General features: G+C 62.7%; 18 protein-coding genes. 11 read left to right on the top strand and 7 right to left on the bottom strand.

Annotation, left to right across the window (positions count from 1 at the left end; all coding sequences use genetic code 11):
- The first annotated feature begins 2 nt into the window (after window positions 1-2).
- The 7 genes from queA to G3572_RS02605 all read left to right on the top strand — a co-directional run bounded on the left by queA (window position 3) and on the right by G3572_RS02605 (window position 9,739).
- A complete protein-coding gene (queA, locus tag G3572_RS02635) occupies window positions 3-1,034 on the top strand; it encodes a tRNA preQ1(34) S-adenosylmethionine ribosyltransferase-isomerase QueA (RefSeq protein WP_164609110.1) in 1,032 nt (343 codons plus the stop codon).
- 116 nt (window positions 1,035-1,150) lie between these two features.
- Window positions 1,151-2,404 carry an MFS transporter gene (locus G3572_RS02630; RefSeq protein WP_164609109.1) on the top strand — a complete coding sequence of 418 codons (1,254 nt, stop codon included), beginning with the start codon at window positions 1,151-1,153 and terminating at the stop codon, window positions 2,402-2,404.
- Between the two features lie 52 nt (window positions 2,405-2,456).
- Window positions 2,457-3,044, top strand: a complete 588-nt coding sequence (locus G3572_RS02625; RefSeq protein WP_164609108.1) for a DUF924 family protein — start codon at window positions 2,457-2,459, stop codon at window positions 3,042-3,044.
- A gap of 75 nt (window positions 3,045-3,119) precedes the next feature.
- Entirely contained in the window at window positions 3,120-4,517 is a 1,398-nt protein-coding gene (gene lpdA / locus G3572_RS02620; RefSeq protein ID WP_164609107.1) for a dihydrolipoyl dehydrogenase, read from the top strand.
- A gap of 101 nt (window positions 4,518-4,618) precedes the next feature.
- Complete coding sequence (locus tag G3572_RS02615) at window positions 4,619-5,776, top strand: MFS transporter (RefSeq protein ID WP_164609106.1); 1,158 nt, start codon at window positions 4,619-4,621, stop codon at window positions 5,774-5,776.
- Window positions 5,777-5,869: 93 nt separating this feature from the next.
- Window positions 5,870-8,734 (top strand): excinuclease ABC subunit UvrA, encoded by a 2,865-nt coding sequence (gene uvrA / locus G3572_RS02610; protein WP_164609105.1) that lies wholly within the window; start codon window positions 5,870-5,872, stop codon window positions 8,732-8,734.
- A gap of 9 nt (window positions 8,735-8,743) precedes the next feature.
- A complete protein-coding gene (locus tag G3572_RS02605; RefSeq protein WP_164609104.1) occupies window positions 8,744-9,739 on the top strand; it encodes an Lnb N-terminal periplasmic domain-containing protein in 996 nt (331 codons plus the stop codon).
- A gap of 4 nt (window positions 9,740-9,743) precedes the next feature.
- On the opposite strand, the gene G3572_RS02600 is transcribed toward G3572_RS02605, so the two are convergent.
- Both G3572_RS02600 and G3572_RS02595 read right to left on the bottom strand, forming a co-directional pair.
- A complete protein-coding gene (locus G3572_RS02600) occupies window positions 9,744-9,950 on the bottom strand; it encodes a YgaP family membrane protein (RefSeq protein ID WP_164609103.1) in 207 nt (68 codons plus the stop codon).
- Between the two features lie 162 nt (window positions 9,951-10,112).
- Window positions 10,113-11,612, bottom strand: coding sequence for a CoA-acylating methylmalonate-semialdehyde dehydrogenase (locus tag G3572_RS02595; RefSeq protein ID WP_164609102.1), 1,500 nt, complete (start codon window positions 11,610-11,612; stop codon window positions 10,113-10,115).
- Window positions 11,613-11,706: 94 nt separating this feature from the next.
- Between G3572_RS02595 and G3572_RS02590 the strand changes: the two genes are divergently transcribed.
- The 3 genes from G3572_RS02590 to coaD all read left to right on the top strand — a co-directional run bounded on the left by G3572_RS02590 (window position 11,707) and on the right by coaD (window position 13,766).
- Window positions 11,707-12,627 carry a LysR family transcriptional regulator gene (locus tag G3572_RS02590; protein ID WP_164609101.1) on the top strand — a complete coding sequence of 307 codons (921 nt, stop codon included), beginning with the start codon at window positions 11,707-11,709 and terminating at the stop codon, window positions 12,625-12,627.
- 54 nt (window positions 12,628-12,681) lie between these two features.
- Entirely contained in the window at window positions 12,682-13,116 is a 435-nt protein-coding gene (locus tag G3572_RS02585; protein ID WP_164609100.1) for a CBS domain-containing protein, read from the top strand.
- 149 nt (window positions 13,117-13,265) lie between these two features.
- Window positions 13,266-13,766, top strand: a complete 501-nt coding sequence (coaD, locus tag G3572_RS02580) for a pantetheine-phosphate adenylyltransferase (RefSeq protein WP_164609099.1) — start codon at window positions 13,266-13,268, stop codon at window positions 13,764-13,766.
- Window positions 13,767-13,772: 6 nt separating this feature from the next.
- Here coaD and G3572_RS02575 read toward each other — a convergent pair whose 3' ends face one another.
- The 4 genes from G3572_RS02575 to gap (G3572_RS02565) form a co-directional block, all read right to left on the bottom strand.
- On the bottom strand, window positions 13,773-16,334 hold the full coding sequence (locus G3572_RS02575) for a cation:proton antiporter (protein WP_164609098.1): 2,562 nt from the start codon (window positions 16,332-16,334) through the stop codon (window positions 13,773-13,775).
- Window positions 16,335-16,427: 93 nt separating this feature from the next.
- Entirely contained in the window at window positions 16,428-17,429 is a 1,002-nt protein-coding gene (gene gap, locus G3572_RS02570) for a type I glyceraldehyde-3-phosphate dehydrogenase (protein ID WP_164609097.1), read from the bottom strand.
- 88 nt (window positions 17,430-17,517) lie between these two features.
- Window positions 17,518-17,661, bottom strand: a complete 144-nt coding sequence (locus G3572_RS21845; RefSeq protein WP_205518631.1) for a hypothetical protein — start codon at window positions 17,659-17,661, stop codon at window positions 17,518-17,520.
- A gap of 28 nt (window positions 17,662-17,689) precedes the next feature.
- Window positions 17,690-18,691, bottom strand: a complete 1,002-nt coding sequence (gene gap, locus G3572_RS02565; protein WP_164609096.1) for a type I glyceraldehyde-3-phosphate dehydrogenase — start codon at window positions 18,689-18,691, stop codon at window positions 17,690-17,692.
- 179 nt (window positions 18,692-18,870) lie between these two features.
- Here gap (G3572_RS02565) and G3572_RS02560 point away from each other — a divergent pair, with 179 nt between their 5' ends.
- Entirely contained in the window at window positions 18,871-19,839 is a 969-nt protein-coding gene (locus tag G3572_RS02560; RefSeq protein WP_164609095.1) for a DUF808 domain-containing protein, read from the top strand.
- A gap of 6 nt (window positions 19,840-19,845) precedes the next feature.
- Here the strand turns inward: G3572_RS02560 and G3572_RS02555 are convergent, their stop codons facing one another.
- Window positions 19,846-20,280 (bottom strand): RrF2 family transcriptional regulator, encoded by a 435-nt coding sequence (locus G3572_RS02555; RefSeq protein WP_164609094.1) that lies wholly within the window; start codon window positions 20,278-20,280, stop codon window positions 19,846-19,848.
- Between the last annotated feature and the right edge of the window lie 127 nt (window positions 20,281-20,407).

Below are 20,407 nucleotides of genomic sequence, written 5' to 3'. Positions count from 1 at the left end.
TGATGAAACTGTCCGATTTTGATTTTGATCTGCCCGAAGCGCTGATCGCCACCCGCCCCGCGCGCCCGCGCCCGTCCGCGCGACTGCTGTTGGCCGAGGGGGATGCGATGCGGGATCTGCATGTGCGCGATCTGGTCGATGTGCTGCGCCCGGGTGACCGTCTGGTGTTGAACAACACCCGCGTGATCCCGGCGCGGCTGAGCGGGCGGCGCACGCGGGGCGACGCGGTGGCGCGGATCGAGATCACGCTGATGGAGCCGGCGGTGTCGGGCTGGCGGGCGATGGCCAAGCCGCTGCGCAAGGTCGAGGTGGGCGAGGAAATTGTGTTCTCGTCCGATCTGTCCGGCATCGTGGCGGAAAAGACCGGCACCGACCTGCGGCTGGAGTTCAACCTGACGGGCGACGACTTTGACGCGGCTCTGGCGCAGGCGGGGGCAATGCCCTTGCCTCCCTACATCGCCGCCAAGCGCGCGCCCGATGCGCAGGACGAGGATGATTACCAGACGGTCTTTGCCCGCCATAAGGGCGCGGTGGCGGCGCCGACCGCCAGCCTGCATTTCGACGGGCCGCTGCTGGAGGCGCTGCGTGCCAAGGGCGTGCTGTTCACAGAAGTGACGCTGCATGTGGGGGCGGGCACTTTCCTGCCCGTGAAGGTCGAGGATGTGGCGACGCACAAGATGCATGCCGAATGGGGGCAGGTGACCCCTGCCGCCGCCGAGCAGATCAACGCCACCAAGGCGGCGGGCGGGCGGGTCATTCCGGTTGGCACAACGGCGCTGCGGCTGATCGAGACCGCCGCCCGCTCGGGCCGGGTGGAGCCTTGGGAGGGGCCAACGGATATCTTCATCTATCCCGGTTTCACCTTCCATGCGACCGATGCGCTGATGACCAACTTCCATCTGCCCAAATCGACGCTGCTGATGCTGGTCTCGGCGCTGATGGGCAAAGACCGCATGGACCGGATCTATGCCCATGCCATCGCCGAGCGCTACCGGTTCTTCAGCTATGGCGATGCGTCTTTGCTGATGCCCTGACGGGCGCGCTTTGCGCGGGGGCGGGCAAGGCAGGGGCGCGACTGTGCCTGCAATCGACATGACTTATGCGCAAGGCGCGGATAGACTGGCCGCACTTATCGAAGGACGTTTCCACCATGCTCATCGTTTTGCGCAACACCTGGGCGCTGTTGCTTGGTCTTGGTCTGCTGATGCTGGGCAACGGGATGCAAGGCACCTTGCTGGGCATCCGGGGCGGGATCGAGAATTTCAGCACGTTCCAGATGTCTCTGGTGATGTCGGCCTATTTCGTGGGCTTTCTGTTCGGCAGCCGCCTTGCGCCCGAGATGATCCGCCGCGTCGGTCATGTGCGGGTGTTTGCGGCGCTGGGTTCGATGATCTCGGCGGTGCTGATCCTTTACGCCGCCGCGCCCGACTGGATGGTCTGGGCGGCGCTGCGGGTGGTGATCGGCTTTTCCTTCTCGGGCGTCTACATCGCAACCGAAAGCTGGCTGAACAATGCCTCCACCAATGAAAACCGGGGACAGGCGCTGTCGCTCTATCTGATCGTGCAGATGATCGGGATCATCGCGGCACAGCTTTTGCTGAACGTGGGGGACCCGTCGGGCTATATCCTGTTCGTCATCCCTTCGGTGCTGGTGTCGCTGGCCTTTACGCCAATCTTGTTGTCGGTCAGTCAGGCTCCGGCTTTCGAATCGACCAAGCCGTTGTCGTTCCGGCGGCTTTACCAGGCCTCGCCCCTTGGCTGCGTCGGCATGTTCTTGCTGGGCGGCGTGTTTTCGGCGCAGTTCGGCATGGCTTCTGTCTGGGGGACACAGGCGGGGCTGTCGATTGCCGATCTGACGATCTTTGTGTCGGCGATCTATGTCGGCGGGCTGGTGCTGCAATATCCGATCGGCTGGCTGTCCGACCGGATCGACCGCCGGATCGTCGTCATGTGGCTGTCCTTCTTCGGCGCGGTCGCGCTGATGATTCCGGTGGTCTTTGATCCGCCCTTTGTGGTGCTTGTCGGGATTGGCGCGATTTGTGGCGGGGTGTCGAACCCGCTTTATTCCCTGCTGCTGGCCTATGTGAACGATTATCTGGACAAGACAGACATGGCCGCCGCCTCGGCAGGTCTGCTCTTCATTAATGGACTGGGGGCAATCTCCGGCCCGGTCATCACCGGATGGATGATGGAAGAGATCGGCTCGTCCGGCTTCTTCCTGTTCATGGGGATCCTGTTCGGAACCTTGGGCGTTTATGCGGCGTGGCGGATGACGCAGCGGCGCGAGACGCCGATGGTGACCTCGGGCTTTACGCCGCTGTCGCCGACCGCTTCGGTAGTCGCGGTCGAGACGGCGGCGCTGGTCGAGGCGGAGGACGCCCGGCAGGGCAAGGGGCGGAACTGATTTGCCTTTCGGGCGATGGCCTGTCAGGCTGCCCGAAAAGCAGGAGGCGGACATGTCTGATCCGATCGAGGTTCTGGATTTCTGGCTGGGCGAGATCGGCCCCGAGGGCTGGTATGCGGGGAGCGAGGAAATCGACGACGCCTGCGCCGTGCGCTTCGGCGCCTTGCTGGAGGCGATGGAAAACGACGGGCTGGAGCATTGGGTCGACGGCGTGGTCGGCACGCTGGCCTATCTGGTGGTGGCGGACCAGTTTTCGCGCAATGTCTATCGCGGCACGGCACGCGCCTTTGTCAATGACGGGCGGGCACGGGCGGCGGCGCGGCGGGCGCTGGATGAAGGCTGGGACATGCAGGCCCCCGTGCCGGAGCGGCAATTCTTTTACATGCCCTTTGAACATTCCGAGGACATGGCCGACCAGGATCTCGCGACCTCTTTGATGGCGACGCAGATGGAGGGCGATGCCGAGATATTGCTGCATGCGCGCGCGCATCGCGAGATCATCGCGCGGTATGGCCGGTTTCCGTTTCGCAATGCCGCCCTCGGGCGGGAGAGCACGCCGGAAGAGGCCGAATTTCTGGCAAACGGGGCCTATATGGCGGTGGTCAATGCGCTGCGCGCCAGCCATGCGCCAGATGCATAGGCCATAGGCGTCAGCTTCGTTGCTTGGTTTTCGGAAATAGTTTAAGGGTAAACCACTTTTTCCAGGGAGGGACGAATGGCAGCTCAGAGCTTTGATGTGATCGTGGTGGGCGCAGGCCCCGGCGGCTATGTGGCGGCGATCCGCGCCAGCCAGTTGGGCCAGAAGGTGGCGATCGTCGAACGCGAGCATCTGGGCGGCATCTGCCTGAACTGGGGCTGCATCCCGACCAAGGCCATGCTGCGCAGCGCCGAGGTGTTCCACCTAATGGAGCGCGCCAAGGAATTCGGGCTGAAGGCGGATGGCATCGGCTATGACCTGCCCGCCGTGGTCGCGCGCAGCCGTGCGGTGGCCAAGCAGCTTTCGGGCGGCATCGGTCACCTGATGAAGAAGAACAAGGTGACCGTGTTCATGGGGGCCGCGACCTTGCCCAAGGCGGGCGTCGTTTCGGTCAAGACCGACAAGGGCACCGAGGAATTGACGGCCAAGAATATCATCCTTGCCACCGGCGCGCGTGCGCGCGAATTGCCGGGGCTGGAGGCGGACGGTGATCTGGTCTGGTCTTACAAGCATGCGCTGGTGGCGAGCCGGATGCCCAAGAAGTTGCTCGTGATCGGCTCGGGTGCAATCGGAATCGAGTTTGCGTCCTTCTTCAACACACTGGGGTCTGACACCACGGTGGTCGAGGTGATGGACCGCATCCTGCCGGTGGAAGATGCCGAGATTTCCGCCTTTGCCAAGAAATCCTTTGTGAAGCAGGGGATGAAGATCATGGAAAAGGCAGCCGTCAAAAAGCTGGACCGCAAGCCGGGGGTGGGCGTCACGGCGCATATCGAAGTGAATGGCAAGGTCGAGACCCACGAGTTTGACACGGTGATTTCCGCCGTGGGGATTGTCGGCAATGTCGAGAACCTTGGCCTTGAAGCGCTTGGCGTGAAGATCGACCGCACCCATGTGGTGACGGACGAGTATTGCCGCACCGGGGTGCCGGGTCTGTTTGCGATCGGCGATATCGCGGGCGCGCCGTGGCTGGCGCACAAGGCCAGCCACGAGGGTGTGATGGTGGCCGAATTGATCGCGGGCGGCCATCCGCATCCGATCAAGCCGGGCAGCATTGCGGGCTGCACCTATTGCCACCCGCAGGTGGCGAGTGTGGGAATGACCGAGGCCAAGGCAAAGGAGGCGGGGCATGACATCAAGGTCGGCCGCTTCCCGTTCATTGGCAATGGCAAGGCGATTGCGCTGGGGGAACCCGAGGGCATGATCAAGACGGTGTTCGATGCCAAGACCGGCGAATTGCTGGGCGCGCATATGATCGGGGCGGAAGTGACCGAGTTGATTCAGGGCTATGTGGTGGGCCGCTCGCTGGAGACCACCGAGGAGGATCTGATGAACACGGTCTTCCCGCACCCGACCCTGTCGGAGATGATGCATGAGGCGGTTCTGGACGCCTATGGCCGCGCCCTGCATATGTGAGCAGGACTTTTCTGCGAAGAATCAAAGGGGGGCCTCGGCCCCCCTTTTTGGCGCTTTGCGCCACCCCCCGAGGATATTTGCAAACAGATGAAGGGCCGGGCATGCGGGCAGTGATCACGGTGCTGGCGATTTGGGGCGCAGGTCTGGGGGCTGCGGCGCAATTTGGCAAGATTTCTGTGCTGTTTGACAGTCTGGGCGCGCAATATGCCGGTGCCTCGGCGGTGGCTTTGGGGCTGATCGTTTCCATCGTCGGAATGGTGGGGCTGGTGTTCGGCACAACGGCGGGGTTGTTCGTTGCGCGGATCGGGCCGCGGCGGGCGATTGTGGCGGCGCTGCTGATGGGGGCTGCGATGAGTGGCTTGCAGTCGCTGGGGCTGTCCTATGCAGCGATGATTGCTTCGCGCGTGGTGGAGGGCGTCTCGCATCTGGCGATTGTGGTCGTGGGGCCGACGGTGATCGCCGGTCTGGCAGCGGAGCGGTATCGGGGCCTTGCGATGACGCTTTGGTCGAGCTTTTTTGGAGTGACCTATGCCGCCTTGGCGCTGCTGGCGCCGCCGCTTGTTGCGGCCTATGGCATGTCCGGGGTGTTTGTGGCGCATGCGCTTTGGATGGCGGTGTTGGCCGCAGTGCTGCGGCTCTTGTTGCCGAAAGACCCGCCCGCCACACCGGCGCAAGCGGGTGGGCTGGTGGCGCAGCATCTGGCGATTTATGCCTCGCCGCGTCTGTCGGCACCGGCACTGGGGTTCTTTTGCTATACCTTCCTCTATGTGGCGGTGCTGACGCTGGTGCCGCCCGAGGTTCCGGCGGGACAGCGGGCGCTGGCGGCGGCAGGGATGCCCCTGATCTCGATCGCGCTGTCCCTGACCCTCGGGGTATGGCTGCTGGGGCGGATGTCGGCGGTGCGGCTCGTGCAATGGGGCTATCTGATGGCGGTTCCGGGCTTTCTTGGATTGGCGCTATTCTGGGGGCAGGGGCTTGGAATGGTCGTCGGGGGTCTTTGGGTGGCTGCGGCCTTGGGCGTGGTGCAGGGTGCCAGCTTCGCATCGATTCCGGAGTTGAACGCGACCTCGGCGAGCCGGGCACAAGCCTCGGGCGCGATTGCCCAGCTTGGCAATCTTGGCACAACCACCGGCACGCCGGTTCTTGCGGCGCTTTTGCTTGGGGCAGGGCCCTGGGGGCTGGCGGTGGTGGCGGTGCTGGCCTGCGGCTTGGGCATTGGTCTGCATGCGCTTCAGGCACAGCGGCGGCGCAGGATCTGAGCGCTTTTTGCGGTGTTCTTAATCTGTTCTTAAAATGACCTTGGAGACTCGCCGGAAAGACCCTATTTGTGGTGCGGTATTGCGGGGATGGTCATGGCGGAACAGAAGTTCATCGAGGTGCGCGGCGCGCGCGAGCACAACCTCAAGAGCATTGATGTGGATATTCCGCGCGACCAGCTGGTGGTGATCACCGGCTTGTCGGGGTCGGGCAAGTCCAGCCTTGCCTTTGATACGATCTATGCCGAAGGGCAGCGGCGCTATGTGGAAAGCCTGTCGGCCTATGCGCGGCAGTTTCTGGACATGATGGGCAAGCCCGACGTGGATCATATCTCGGGCCTGTCGCCGGCGATTTCGATCGAGCAGAAGACCACCAGCAAGAACCCGCGCTCGACCGTTGGCACGGTGACCGAGATCTATGACTACTTGCGTCTGTTGTTCGCGCGCGTGGGCACGCCCTATAGCCCCGCGACCGGCCTGCCGATCACGGCGATGCAGGTGCAGGATATGGTGGATGCGGTGATGGAGATGCCGGAGGGCAGCCGCGCCTATGTGCTGGCCCCGATCATCCGCGACCGCAAGGGCGAGTACAAGAAAGAGTTTCTGGACCTGCGCAAACAGGGGTTCCAGCGGGTGAAGGTGAATGGCGTCTTCTACGAGTTGGAAGAGCCGCCGGTGCTGGACAAGAAGTTCCGCCACAACATCGATGTGGTGGTGGACCGCATCGTGGTGCGCGAAGGGCTGGAGACGCGGCTGGCCGACAGTTTCCGCACGGCGCTGAACCTTGCCGATGGTATTGCGGTGATCGAGACGGCCCCGGCAGAGGGCAAAGGCGAGCCGGTGCGCACCACGTTTTCGGAAAAATTCGCCTGTCCGGTTTCGGGTTTCACCATTGCCGAAATCGAACCGCGTCTGTTCTCGTTCAATGCGCCCTTCGGGGCATGCCCGGTGTGTGACGGTCTGGGCGTGGAGCTCTTTTTCGACGAACGTCTGGTGGTGCCCGATCAGGGGCTGACCCTGATGCAGGGGGCGATTGCGCCGTGGTCGAAGTCGAAATCGCCCTATTTCACCCAGACCATTGATGCGCTTGCCAAGCATTACGAGTTTGACAAGAAAAAGAAATGGAAGGACCTGCCCGCCCATGTGCAGCAGCTGTTCCTTTATGGCTCTCATGGCGAAGAAATCGATTTCTCTTACGATGAGGGCGGGCGCGTTTACAAAGTGCGGCGCGTCTTCGAAGGGGTGATCCCCAATATGGAGCGCCGGTATAAGGAAACCGACAGCGCTTGGTCACGCGAGGATATGGAGCGGTTCCAGAACAACCGCGACTGCGGGGCCTGCGGCGGCCATCGCCTGCGGCCAGAGGCCTTGGCGGTGAAGATCGGCGGTTTGCATGTCGGGCAGGTTGTCCGCATGTCGATCAGCGAGGCGCACGAGTGGATTCAAACGGTGCCGGAGGCGCTGACCCGCCAGAAGAACGAAATCGCCCGCGCGATCCTCAAGGAAATCCGCGAGCGGCTGGGGTTTCTCGTGAATGTGGGGCTCAACTATCTGACGCTGTCGCGCAACGCCGGAACGCTTTCGGGCGGGGAATCGCAGCGTATCCGGCTGGCAAGCCAGATCGGATCGGGGCTGACGGGGGTGCTCTATGTGCTGGACGAGCCGAGCATCGGGCTGCACCAGCGCGACAATGACCGTTTGCTGACCACGCTGAAGAACCTGCGTGATCAGGGCAACACCGTTCTGGTGGTGGAGCACGACGAGGATGCGATCCGCGAGGCGGATTACGTCTTCGACATCGGGCCGGGGGCGGGTGTGCATGGCGGGCGGGTGATTGCGCATGGAACCCCCGCACAGGTTGCGGCCGATCCGGCCAGTCTGACGGGGCAGTATCTGTCGGGCGCGCGGGGAATTGCGGTGCCGCAGGCGCGGCGCAAGGGCAGCGGCAAGAAACTGACAGTTGTCGGCGCTTCGGGCAACAATCTTCGCAACATCACGGTGAACTTTCCCTTGGGCAAGTTCGTTTGCGTGACCGGCGTTTCGGGCGGCGGGAAATCGACCTTGACCATCGAGACCTTGTTCAAGACCGCCGCAGGCAAGTTGAACGGCGCGCGCGAGACGCCCGCCCCCTGCGAGACGATCACCGGTTTCGAGCATCTGGACAAGGTGATCGACATTGACCAGCGCGCAATTGGCCGCACGCCGCGCAGCAACCCCGCGACCTATACCGGGGCCTTCGGGCCGATCCGGGACTGGTTCGCCGGATTGCCGGAGTCCAAGGCACGCGGCTATCAGCCCGGGCGTTTCTCGTTCAACGTCAAGGGCGGGCGGTGCGAGGCCTGTCAGGGCGATGGTGTCTTGAAGATCGAGATGAACTTCCTGCCCGATGTCTACGTCACCTGCGAGACCTGCAAGGGCAAGCGCTATAACCGCGAGACTTTGGAAATCAAGTTCAAGGACAAGAGCATATCGGATGTTCTTGATATGACATGTGAAGAAGCCCAAGGCTTCTTCCAGGCGGTTCCCGCGATCCGCGACAAGATGGATGCGCTGTGTCAGGTGGGGCTCGGCTACATCAAGGTGGGTCAGCAGGCGACCACACTTTCGGGCGGCGAGGCGCAGCGGGTCAAACTTTCAAAGGAACTGTCGCGGCGCGCGACGGGGCGCACGCTGTACATTCTCGACGAGCCGACAACGGGGCTGCATTTCGAAGACGTGCGCAAGCTCTTGGAAGTGCTGCATGAACTGGTCGAGCAGGGCAATACGGTTGTGGTGATCGAGCACAATCTGGATGTGATCAAGACCGCCGACTGGATCATCGACATCGGTCCCGAGGGGGGCGATGGCGGCGGGCAGGTGGTGGCAGAGGGAACTCCGGAAGAGGTGGCAAAGGTCGAGGCGAGCCATACGGGACGCTATCTGAAGGACATGCTTAAACCGCGTCGGCATGCGGCGGAGTAGAGCGGTCTGATGCGCCGGGGGCTGCAAGTCTTGGGCCGTGGCGCGCAGCTTCTGGCGGCGGCTTTCGTGCTGGTTTGGGTGTGGCTGGCGGTGCAATTTCACGCCGGGGGAGCCTTGGGACTTGCCTTGCATGCTGTGATCGGGCTGCTGGGCCTGAGTGCGGTTTGGGCGGCGTTGAAGCGGCGCTGGGGGCTGATCTGGGCGGGGATGGGCGCAGTGCTGGCGGGCTTTGTGCTGTGGTGGGTCATGCAGATCCCGCGGGATGACAGGACATGGGCCGCCGATGTGCGTCATGGGGTGACTGGCGAAATAGACGGCAGCCGCGTCACGCTGAGAAACGTCCGCAACTTTCGCTGGCAAGATGCTGATACGGCAGAGGAAAACTGGGAAGTTCGTGTGGTTGATGCCGCTCGGATCACCTCGCTCGACATGTTCACCTCGGTCTGGGACAGCCCGTTGATCGCGCATGTGCTGGTCAGCTTCGGGTTCGATGACGGGCAGCGGATTGTGTTTTCGGGCGAGATCCGGCGTGAGAAAGGTGAGGTTTACTCGGCCCTAGGCGGGTTCTTCCGGCGCTATGAACTGGTGATGATCGCCGCGGATGAGCGCGATATCGTCCATCTGCGCACCGATGCGCGGGGGGAGCGGGTTTCCCTGTTTCCGGTGTCTCTGGAGCCAGAGGTGCGCAAGCAGCTTTTCATGAATTTCGTGAACCGTGCCAATGAGTTGGCGGCGGAACCGGAGTGGTATCACACGATCTGGGCGAATTGCACCACGGTGCCGTTTCGTCTGGTCAAGACGATTGCACCCAGTGTCGCGCTGGATTGGCGCGTGCTGGCCTCGGGCTATTTGCCTGCGTATCTGCATGAACTGGGCGTGCTGCCGCCAGACATGCCATTGCCGGATATCCTCCAGCGGTCCGTCCTGCCGAAATCGGGGCCGGAGGCCGTCTCTGGCCCCGCCTATTCTGAAAGTCTGCGACAGAACTGGGTGTCTGCGCCCTAGCGCCTCAGCCCTTTTTCAGCGGGCAGGTGCTGATGCCGAGCAGGGTATAGAGCGGGCAGGTCTGCAACAATCCAGTTGCAAGCGGGATCACGCCCAGAAGGTAGAGCCAGCGATAGGCGCCATCGGTGTTCAGGAAAAAGCCGGCGATCAGGGCAAGGCCGACCACGATGCGCAAGATCCGGTCAATGCCCCCAACGTTGGTCTTCAGCATGATGCACTCCCTCAAACGCCTTGCGCAGGGGCCAGTCCCCTGAGTCACGGCGAAAACACATTCAAGAATGTTAATGCGTTTTTTCTTGCCGGTCCAGCATCATTTGCTCAAACGAAAGCGGCGCCCGCAAAAGGGGCGCCGCCATGCGGAAAAAGCTGTGCCTTAGTCCATCTGCTTGAAGTTCAGGCTTGCGCCTTCCTTGATCCCGCTTGGCCAGCGCGCGGTGATTGTCTTGGTGCGCGTGTAAAAGCGGAAGGCATCCGGCCCGTGCTGGTTCAGATCGCCGAAGGAGGATTTCTTCCAGCCGCCGAAGGTGTGATAGGCCAGCGGCACCGGAATCGGCACGTTGATGCCGATCATCCCTACGTTGATGCGGGCGGCGAAATCGCGGGCGGTATCACCATCGCGGGTGAAGATCGCGATGCCGTTGCCGTATTCATGGTCCATCGCATAGCCGAGCGCCTCTTCATAGGATTTGGCGCGCACGGTCGAGAGGACCGGACCGAAAATCTCTTTCCGGTAGATGTCCATGTCGGTGGTCACATGGTCAAACAGGTGCGGGCCGACGAAGAAGCCGTTCTCATAGCCCTGAAGTTTGAAGTCGCGGCCATCGACCACCAGTTTGGCACCTTGCGCCACGCCCGATTCCACCAGCTTCAGGATGTTCGCCTTGGCCGCAGCGGTGACGACGGGGCCATAATCCACATCGTTTCCAGCGGTATAGGGACCGACCTTCAACTTCTCGATCCGCGGGACCAGCTTTTCGATCAGCCGGTCTGCGGTTTCCTCACCCACCGGCACCGCGACCGAAATCGCCATGCAGCGTTCGCCCGCCGCGCCATAACCTGCGCCGATGAGCGCGTCAGCGGCTTGATCCAGATCGGCATCGGGCATGATGATCATGTGGTTCTTGGCGCCGCCAAAGCACTGCACCCGTTTGCCGTTGGAACAACCGCGCCCGTAGATGTACTCGGCAATCGGGGTAGAGCCGACAAAACCGACGCCGGCAATCTCGGGATTGTCGAGGATGGCATCGACGGCTTCCTTGTCGCCGTTGACCACTTGCAACACGCCATCGGGCAGACCTGCCTCTTGCATCAACTCGGCAAGCATCAGCGGCACTGTCGGCGCACGTTCCGAAGGTTTGAGCACGAACGCATTTCCGCAAGCAATCGCGGGGCCCATCTTCCACATCGGGATCATCGCCGGAAAGTTGAAGGGCGTGATTCCGGCAGCGACGCCAATGGGTTGCCGCATGGAATACATGTCAATTCCGGGGCCTGCGCTGTCGGTGAACTCGCCCTTGAGCAGGTGGGGCGCGCCGATGCAGAACTCCATCACCTCCAGCCCGCGCTGGATGTCGCCCTTGGCGTCGGGAATGGTCTTGCCATGTTCCGAGGACAGCGCCTCGGCCAGTTTGTCCATGTCGCGGTTCAGGAGGTCGACGAATTTCATGATGACGCGGGCGCGGCGCTGCGGGTTGGTCGCGCCCCATTTCACCTGTGCGCGTGCAGCATCGGCGGTGGCGGCATCAAGTTCGGCCTTGCTGGCCAGCGCCACACGCGCCTGCACTTCACCGATGGCGGGGTTGAACACATCGGCAAAGCGGCCCGAGGTGCCGGACACATGCTTGCCGTTGATCCAGTGACCAATCTCTTTCATGGAAGTCTCCCTTTGCATTTCGCGCAGTATAGTCTTGCGGAAAAGTCGGATAAAGCGACATTATCCCAAAGGGGTTTTGCAGGATTGCAAAGGCATGGACTGGGACGATCTGCGGGTTTTTCTGGCGGTGGCGCGGGCCGAGTCGCTTTCAGGGGCGGGCAAGCGGCTTTTGCTTGATCCGGCCACTGTGGGGCGACGTGTGGCAAGGCTGGAGGAAGGCGCCGGTGCGCGGCTGTTCCTGAAGTCACCCCAAGGCTATGCGCTGACCGAGGAAGGGGCCAAGCTGGTGCCGCATGCCGAAGCGGCCGAGGCGGCGCTGATCGCGGCGCAGGATTCGCTCGGGGGCGGCGGCGGCGTGGGGCTGTCGGGACAAATCCGGCTGGGAGCGCCCGATGGCTGCGCCAATTACATCCTGCCGCAGGTGATCCGCGCCATTTGCGACGAGAATCCGGCGCTCGAGGTGCAGATCGTGGCTCTGCCGCGTGTTTTCAATCTTTCTCGGCGCGAGGCCGATCTGGCCATCGGCGTCAGCAGGCCGCAGGCGGGACGGCTGACGGTTCAGAAGTTGACAGACTACCACCTGCATCTGGCCGCGCATCCCGACTATCTGGCGGGCGCACCGCCTTTGCGCACGCTGGCCGATCTGGGGGCGCATCGGGTGGTGGGCTACATCGCGGACATGATCTTTGACAAGGAACTGGATTATCTGGGGGCGCTCGGGGCGAGCACACCGCGCGCCGCGTCCAATTCGGTGTCAGTGCAGCTTAACCTGTTGCGCGCGGGGGCAGGGGTCGGGGTTGCGCATGATTTCGCGCTGCCCTTCGCGCCCGAACTGGTCAAGGTCTTGCCCGAGGCCCTGAGCCTGACGCGGGCGTTCTGGCTGATCCGGCATGAAGGCGACGCCCATTCGGCGCGGCTGTCGCGCTTTGCTGACAGGCTTGCGCAGGGCATACGGCGGGAGGTGCAGCGGCTCGAGGCTATGACGAAGGTGCCACAAGGCGCACAGGACGCTTGACAGAGAGGGGGCCGCGCGCTGACCCTTGGGCTATCGCGTCACGGGAGGATGGGCATGATTGTTCAGCAGATTTTGAAACTCAAGGCCAGCGACGAGGTTACCACGGTGCCGACTAGCACCGACGTGCGGCAGGTGGCCGAGATACTGGCCGCGCACAAGATTGGCACGGTCGTCGTTTCCAACGACGGCAAGACCATTCTGGGCATCGTTTCGGAGCGCGATATCGTGTCGCAAGTGGCGCGGCAGGGTGAGCGCTGCCTTTCCTCGCCGGTGGAGGCGATCATGACCAAGTCGGTGCAAAGCTGCGCCTGCGGCGAAAGCGCGGATTCGGTCTTGGAACGGATGACGGCAGGCCGCTTCCGCCATATGCCGGTGGTGGAAGGCGGACAGATGGTGGGGCTGATTTCCATCGGTGACGTGGTCAAGGCGCGGCTGATGGAACTGGCGGCTGAAAAAGACGCGCTGGAAGGCATGATCAAGGGGTTCTGACCGCGCCCAAAGGGGCGGCCCTCTGCCGCCCTGACCGGTGTTCAGGATAGCGAAAAGGCGCGAGGCGCGGGCAGCGGGTCTGGCACTTTCCTGCTTGTATTCCGGCACATAATAATGTTGCGTGCGCGCAATCTGAAACGGGGGAACCCATGCGCATCGGCCTTTATCCCGGCACCTTCGATCCTATTACGCTGGGGCATGTCGATATCATCCAGCGGGCAATGGCGCTGGTAGATCGGCTGGTGATCGGCGTTGCCATCAACCGCGACAAGGGGCCGATGTTCTCGCTGGAAGAGCGTGTTGCGATGGTCGAGGCGGAATGTGCCGCCATCACCGCGCGGACGGGCGGCGAGATTGTGGTGCATCCGTTCGAGAACCTGCTGATCGATTGCGCCCGTGATGTAGGGGCCAGCGTGATTGTGCGGGGCCTGCGCGCGGTGGCCGATTTTGAATATGAATTCCAGATGGTTGGCATGAACCGCGCGCTGGATGCCAGCATCGAGACGGTGTTCATGATGGCCGATGCGCGGCGGCAGGCGATTGCCTCCAAGCTCGTCAAGGAAATCGCCCGTCTGGGGGGCGATGTTTCCAAATTTGTGACACCGCCGGTGGATGCCGCCTTGCGCCGCAGGTTCGGCACGCGGCTTTAGGCCCCGCTAGCGCGCCGCCCGCGCGACCTTGGCCAAAAAGCCGAAGCGCGGCGGCGTCGGGTCGGCGGGCAGCGGCAACTGGCTCGCATCAAGGGCGACCCCGCGCTTTTCCGCACTGGCCTGCACCGCCTTGCAAAGCTGGGGGGCTTTCTTCAGCAGGTCGATAAAGCGCCCCTCTTCCAGGGTGAGCAAGGTGGTATGGCTGATCGCCGTCACCCGCGCCCGGCGCGAGCGGCGCAGCAGGAGCGAGAGTTGGCCGAACATCTCGCCGCGCCCGAGCAGGAAGCGGCTGCCCGCCTGCTCTGCCTCTACCGCCCCTGACGCGATGAACCAGACGCGGTCGGGTTTGTCATCCTTGCGCATGAGGGTATCTCCCGGCTTGGCGTAGACGGTTTTCATATGCCGCGCCAGTTGCGCCAGCGAGTCCGGGTCAAGGTCGGAAAAAAGCGGGAAGCTGCGCACGATATCGCGGCGTTGCAGGCGCAGGTCGAGACGGGGACGCGAAGCAAGCAGGGTGCCTTCCGCCTCGGTCTGGGCGCGCAGGGCAAGCCGGAGTTCCGGACCGATCAGACCATCTGCGGTCATCTGGTCGTATTCGGCCTCTTCGCGCTGCATCACGAGGCGCCTGATCAACCGACGCTCCAGCTCTTCGGCATAGCCGGGGAACTGGGTGCGCAACCCTTCCATCTCGCGATTGGCATCCTCGATCCGGCGTTTGATCAGGTCATGCAGCAGACCCGCGACGCGGCGTGAATGGATACGCATGATCCGGGTTTCGATAAAGCCGGTCAGCGAACGCAGCATCTGGCGATGCGCCACCAGCGCCTCGAACCGGTCTTCTGTCAGATGGGCCAGCGGCAGCTTGATGCGAAAACGGTTGTGCAGCCATTCGGCGGCGCGCAGGCTGCGCCCGGCGGCAAGGGCGCGGCGGGCCTGCGCCCGATAGCCGGAGCGTCCTTCGGTCAGCGTGGCCTCGATCAGACGGTCGGCATCGGCAAGCATGCGGTCGGCAAGACGGGCCGACATCAGGTTTTCCCGAAACGCATCAAGGATCAGATCCCGCTCATGCCCCGCCAATGCCAGAAGGCCCAGCGTCACCCGGTCCTTTTCAAGGATGTCGCGCGCCTCATCCGCGCGTTCGACGGCAAGGTTCAGCCTTTCGCCAAAGCGGACCGCCTCTTCCCGCACGATGGCAGGGGTCAGGTCCATCCCGCGTGTGGTTTCCGATACCGTCTCGCGCACCTGTTGCAGCGATACCGCCACCACCTGATCGGACAGCGCTCGATCCAGCGGCGAGAGGCGATCCAGCCCCAGCAGCGAGATCACCCGGCGCAGCGTGGTTCCCTGCACCAGAAGCGTGAACAGCACAAATCCGGTCGCGATGATGCCGACCTGCCGCTTTGTCTCGACAAAGATCGCGGGGTTTTCGGTGACGGCAAGCGCAAGCGCCAGGGTAACCGCGCCGCGCAGTCCCCCCCAGAGGATCGCAAGCCGATAGGGCGAGTCGACCCGCGGTGAAAGGCGGGCGGCGGTCAGCAGGGGGAGGATGCCGTAAAGCACGATGGCCCGCGCGACAAAGGCGGCCACCACGGTCACGAGGATCAGGCCGATATCGCTGGGCCGAAGATTGGCGAGAATGCGCGGCACCAGAAGGGCCGCCAGCACGAAGATCAGCCCCCCCGCCCAGTAGGCAATCAGCCCCCATGCGTCGCGAAGCTGAGACAGCGCGGGCGGCGAAATGCGGCCTGGAGCAGAGAAATTGACCGTCATGCCTGCCGCAACCACCGCCACCACGCCCGAAGCTCCGATCACCTGATCGGTCAGCAGGAAGGTGACAAAGGGCGTGGCAAAGCTGACCGAGACTTGCGCCAAGGGCCACGGGTTCATCCAGCCCATCATCTGGACGGCAAAGCGCCCGACAAGCCAACCGACTGCAGCCCCCGCCGCGATCAGCCACGGGAGTTGCAGCAGCGCCAGCCCGATATTGGGTTCGGCATCGCGGGCGGCGACTGCCACCAGAAACACCGAAGTCAGCGCGATGGCCGCCGCGTCATTCAGCAGGCTTTCCCCTTCCACGATGCGGGCCAGCCGCTGCGGAGCGGGCGTGGCGCGGAAAATGCTGACCACCGCCGATGGATCGGTGGTCGAGACGATGGCCCCGATCAACAGGCACGCGATCAGCGGCAGCGTGGTAAACGGCTTGAGCGCCATGCCTATGACGAAGGTCGCCACCACAACCGCGACCACGGCCATCACCAGAACCGGCACCCAGTCATCAAGCAAGCGCCGCAGGTTCAGCGTCAGCGAAACCTGAAAGATCAGAACCGGCAGGAAAATGTAGATGAAAAGGTCAGAAGAAATCGGCAGGTTCAAGATTGCAAGCGCCACGGGGTTCAACGCATCGGTCATGTCGGTGCGGAAGAACCACGACGCCGCCGCCCCGATCCCGATGCCGACTGCGGCCAGAATCACGGTAACAGGCAGGCGCAACCGGGCCGCAAGCGGCTCGGACAGGGCTATGGCCAGAAACAGGCCAGAAAGAATGGCAAGAAAAACAATCAAATCCATGCCGAGACGATAGCCCTTCGCCCTGAGGAGAAAAAGAATGGGCCGGTCACGAATGGTGACCGGCCCGAAACATGCGCGCGGAGAATGTGATCGTCAGATCAGCTTGCCCATCGCCACCGCCGTGTCGGCCATCCGGTTCGAGAAGCCCCATTCGTTGTCATACCAGGTGAGGATCGAGCAGAAAGTGCCATCCATCACCTTGGTCTGGTCCATATGGAACACCGAGGAATGCGGGTCGTGGTTGAAATCGGACGAGACGTTCTTGAATTCGGTATAGCCCAGAATGCCCTTGAGCTTGCCATCGGCGGCCGATTTGATCGCCGCGTTGATTTCAGCCACCGAGGTTTCGCGCTTGGCGACGAACTTCAGGTCCACCACGCTGACATTGGGGGTGGGGACGCGAATGGCAAAACCATCGAGCTTGCCCTTGAGTTCGGGCAGAACCAGACCAACGGCCTTGGCCGCGCCGGTGCTGGTCGGGATCATCGAGAGCGCAGCGGCGCGGCCCCGGTAGAGATCCTTGTGCATGGTGTCCAGCGTGGGCTGATCGCCCGTATAGCTGTGGATCGTGGTCATCATGCCTTTCTCGATGCCGATCACCTCGTTCAGCACATAAGCGACAGGCGACAGGCAGTTCGTGGTGCAAGACGCGTTCGACACCACCAGATCGTCCTTGGTCAGCGTGCCGTGGTTCACGCCGTAGACGATGGTCTTGTCAGCCCCGTCGCCCGGAGCCGAAATCAGCACCCGCTTGGCCCCGTTTTCCAGATGGGCCTGGCACTTTTCCTTGCTGGTGAAAATGCCGGTGCATTCCATCACCACATCGACATCGCCCCAAGGCAGATCGGCGGGGTTCCGCAGGGCTGTCACACGGATTTTGCCGCGACCCGCGTCGATCCAGTCATCGCCGGTGGTGACAGTGCCGGGAAAGCGACCATGCACCGAATCAAAGCGCAGCAGGTGCGCGTTGGTTTCGACCGGGCCGAGATCGTTGATCGCGATCACCTCAATATCGGTGCGGCCCGATTCGATGATCGCGCGCAGCACGTTGCGCCCGATGCGCCCAAATCCGTTGATGGCAACCTTTACCGTCATGGCAATCTCCTTTGAAAAGCGACTCGACCGTCACGTTTAGCGCTAACATCACGAGTCGACAGCAAAAAGCAACGGCAGACTGGCGCTGTCAGCGCCAGAATGCCAGCCATTCGATCATATCGGCAAATTTCACTAGAAGAAACAGCATCGCGGCGCCGTCGTTCAACAGCAGGTCACCGGCGATGGCCGCCACGATCACGCCTCCGAAGATCAGCGCCATGCGGTCGCTCACGCGTTCCCCCTGACGGGGCCACGCCCCCCTAGTGCAACAGCCGCCCCATCACGCCAGCCACATCGGCCATGCGGCAGGAGAAGCCCCATTCGTTGTCATACCATGCCAAGACGCGAACGGAACGGCCCACGACACGTGTCTGATCGGGGGCAAAGATAGACGAGTGGGGCGTGTGATTGAAGTCGATAGAGACTTTGGGTTCGGGATCATAGGCCATGACCATGCCCATGTATCCGGCGCAGGCCTCGCGCACGATCTGGTTCACATCATCCACTGTCACGGTTTTGGCCGCGATGAAGGTCAGATCCACCGCGCTGACATTCGGGGTGGGGACGCGCAGCGAGGTGCCATCGAGCTTGCCCGCCAGTTCGGGCAGAACCTCGCCCAGCGCCTTGGCCGCGCCGGTGGTGGTGGGGATCATTGCCATTGCGGCGGCGCGCGCGCGGTAAAGATCCTTGTGACGTCGGTCGAGCGTGGGCTGATCGCCCGTGTAGCTGTGAATCGTGGTCATGATGCCCGATTCAATCCCGATGGCGTCGTTCAGCACCTTGGCCAAGGGTGCAAGGCAATTGGTGGTGCAAGACCCGTTTGAAACGACCTGATGCTCGGCGGTCAGCTGGCGATGGTTCACGCCGTAAACGACTGTCATGTCGGCGCGTTTGGCCGGTGCGCTGACCAGCACACGCTTGGCCCCGCGCGTCAGGTGCACCGAAGCGCGGTCACGGTCGTTGAACTTTCCGGTGCATTCCAGCACCACATCGACGCCGCCCCAGTCCAGCTCGGCCGGTTCATAGGTGCTTTGCACCCGGATCGGGCCGCGCCCCAGATCAAGCGTATTGCCGCTGACCTTGATCATTCCGGGAAAGCGGCCATGCACCGAGTCGTATTTGAGCAGATGCGCATTCGTCTCGATCGGCCCGGTGGCGTTGATCGCCACCACCTGCACGTCATTTCGGTTGGACTCGGCGATATGGGCCAGAGTGCAACGCCCGATGCGGCCAAAGCCATTGATCCCGACGGTGATGGTCATGCTTCTCTCCTGCGTGAACATACCCCGTCCGTTACAAGGCGGGCGGGCAGATGCATAGATTAAAAACGACATAAAATCATGATGTTAGCGCAAACTTTGGCTGTTTGCGCTAACGCAGGCGGGCTTTGCCTTCGCTTGCAGCATCGGCTAGAAATAACCCGTAACCTCGGGGTGAAAAGATGAGCGGCTTGCTGGCTTTGCTTGATGATGTGGCCGCGATTGCCAAGGTGGCGGCCGCGTCGGTCGATGATATCGCGGCGGCAGCGGCCAAGGCGGGTGCCAAGGCGGCCGGTGTGGTGATCGACGATGCCGCGGTCACGCCGAAATATGTCACCGGATTTTCAGCGGACCGCGAATTGCCAATCATCTGGCGCATCGCGCTCGGGTCCATCCGCAACAAACTGCTGATCCTGCTGCCCGGTCTTTTGGTGTTGCAGGCCTTCCTGCCTCAGGCGATCACGCCGCTTTTGATGCTGGGCGGGGCCTATCTGTGCTTTGAAGGCGCGGAAAAGGTATTTCACGCGCTGTTCCCCCACGGGGATGGGGTGGTGGTGGCAGATCTTTCACCCGGCGATCCCGCGCATCTGGAGGAAGAAAAGATTGCCGGTGCCATCAAGACAGATTTCATCCTGTCGGCCGAGATCATGACCATTGCGCTGGCCGCCATCCCGCAAGGCACGCTCTGGATGGAGGCTGTCACGCTGGTCGTGGTGGGTATCGTGATCACGGTGGCGGTTTACGGCGTGGTGGCGCTGATCGTCAAAATGGATGACGTCGGGCTTCACATGGCCAGCACGGGGCGCAGCGGGGCAGGGCGCAGCATCGGACGCGCCCTGGTGGCCTTCATGCCCCGTCTGCTGGCGGTTCTGTCCTTTGTCGGCACACTTGCGATGCTGTGGGTGGGCGGCTCTATCGTGATCCACGGGCTGGAGGAGCTGGGGCTGGGTTGGCTGGGCCATCATATCCATGACGTCGCCGCACTTCTGGGGCAGGCCGCAGCGCCTGTCGCCGGGGCGGTGGAATGGCTGGCCAAGGCCGTGATGGATGGCATCTTCGGGCTGGTTCTGGGGCTTCTGCTGATTCCGGTCGCAACACGGGTGATCTCGCCGCTTTTGGCTTTGGTCGGGTCGGGCCAGCCACGGCATTAGCGCCGGTCAGGCCACCTTGAGAAGGCTCGTAAGGTCGGTGTTGTTGCGCATCAGATCCGCGACGGTGACGCCGTCGAGTTCCGCATAGAACGCATCGAGCGCCTGCGCGAGCGCCCGCTTCAGGCGGCAGGCCCCGACCAGGGGGCAGTTGCATTCCTCGCCCGCGAAACATTCGGCGAAGGGCAGCGTTGCCTCGAATTGGCGGAACACCGCGCCGACGCTGATCCTGTCCGGGCTTTTGCCCAGCATCAGACCGCCCGCTCTGCCCCGGACCGTGCGCAGATAGCCCTTTTGTGCCAGCAGATGGATGACCTGCGCCAGATGGTTCTCGCTGGCATTGCACACGTCGGCCACCTCGCGCTTGCGCACGATACGGTCCGGATTGGCCGCGCAGAACATCAGCGTCCGCATGGCAAGATTGGTTCGGGTCGTCAGGCGCATGGCACATCTCCGCGCAAGGGGTTGGCGCAGAATGCGCAAGCAAAGCCCTTGCCGGGTTGATCCAGATCAGATTGCCCCCGGACAGGTCGAAAAAAGTCTGAGTGCAGATGACCAAAGCATGGGCGAA

Source organism: Pseudotabrizicola algicola, assembly GCF_010915705.1.
Lineage (GTDB): Bacteria > Pseudomonadota > Alphaproteobacteria > Rhodobacterales > Rhodobacteraceae > Pseudotabrizicola > Pseudotabrizicola algicola.
Note: the sequence above shows the minus strand (reverse complement) of the source record. Positions and strands in the feature narration are given on the sequence as shown.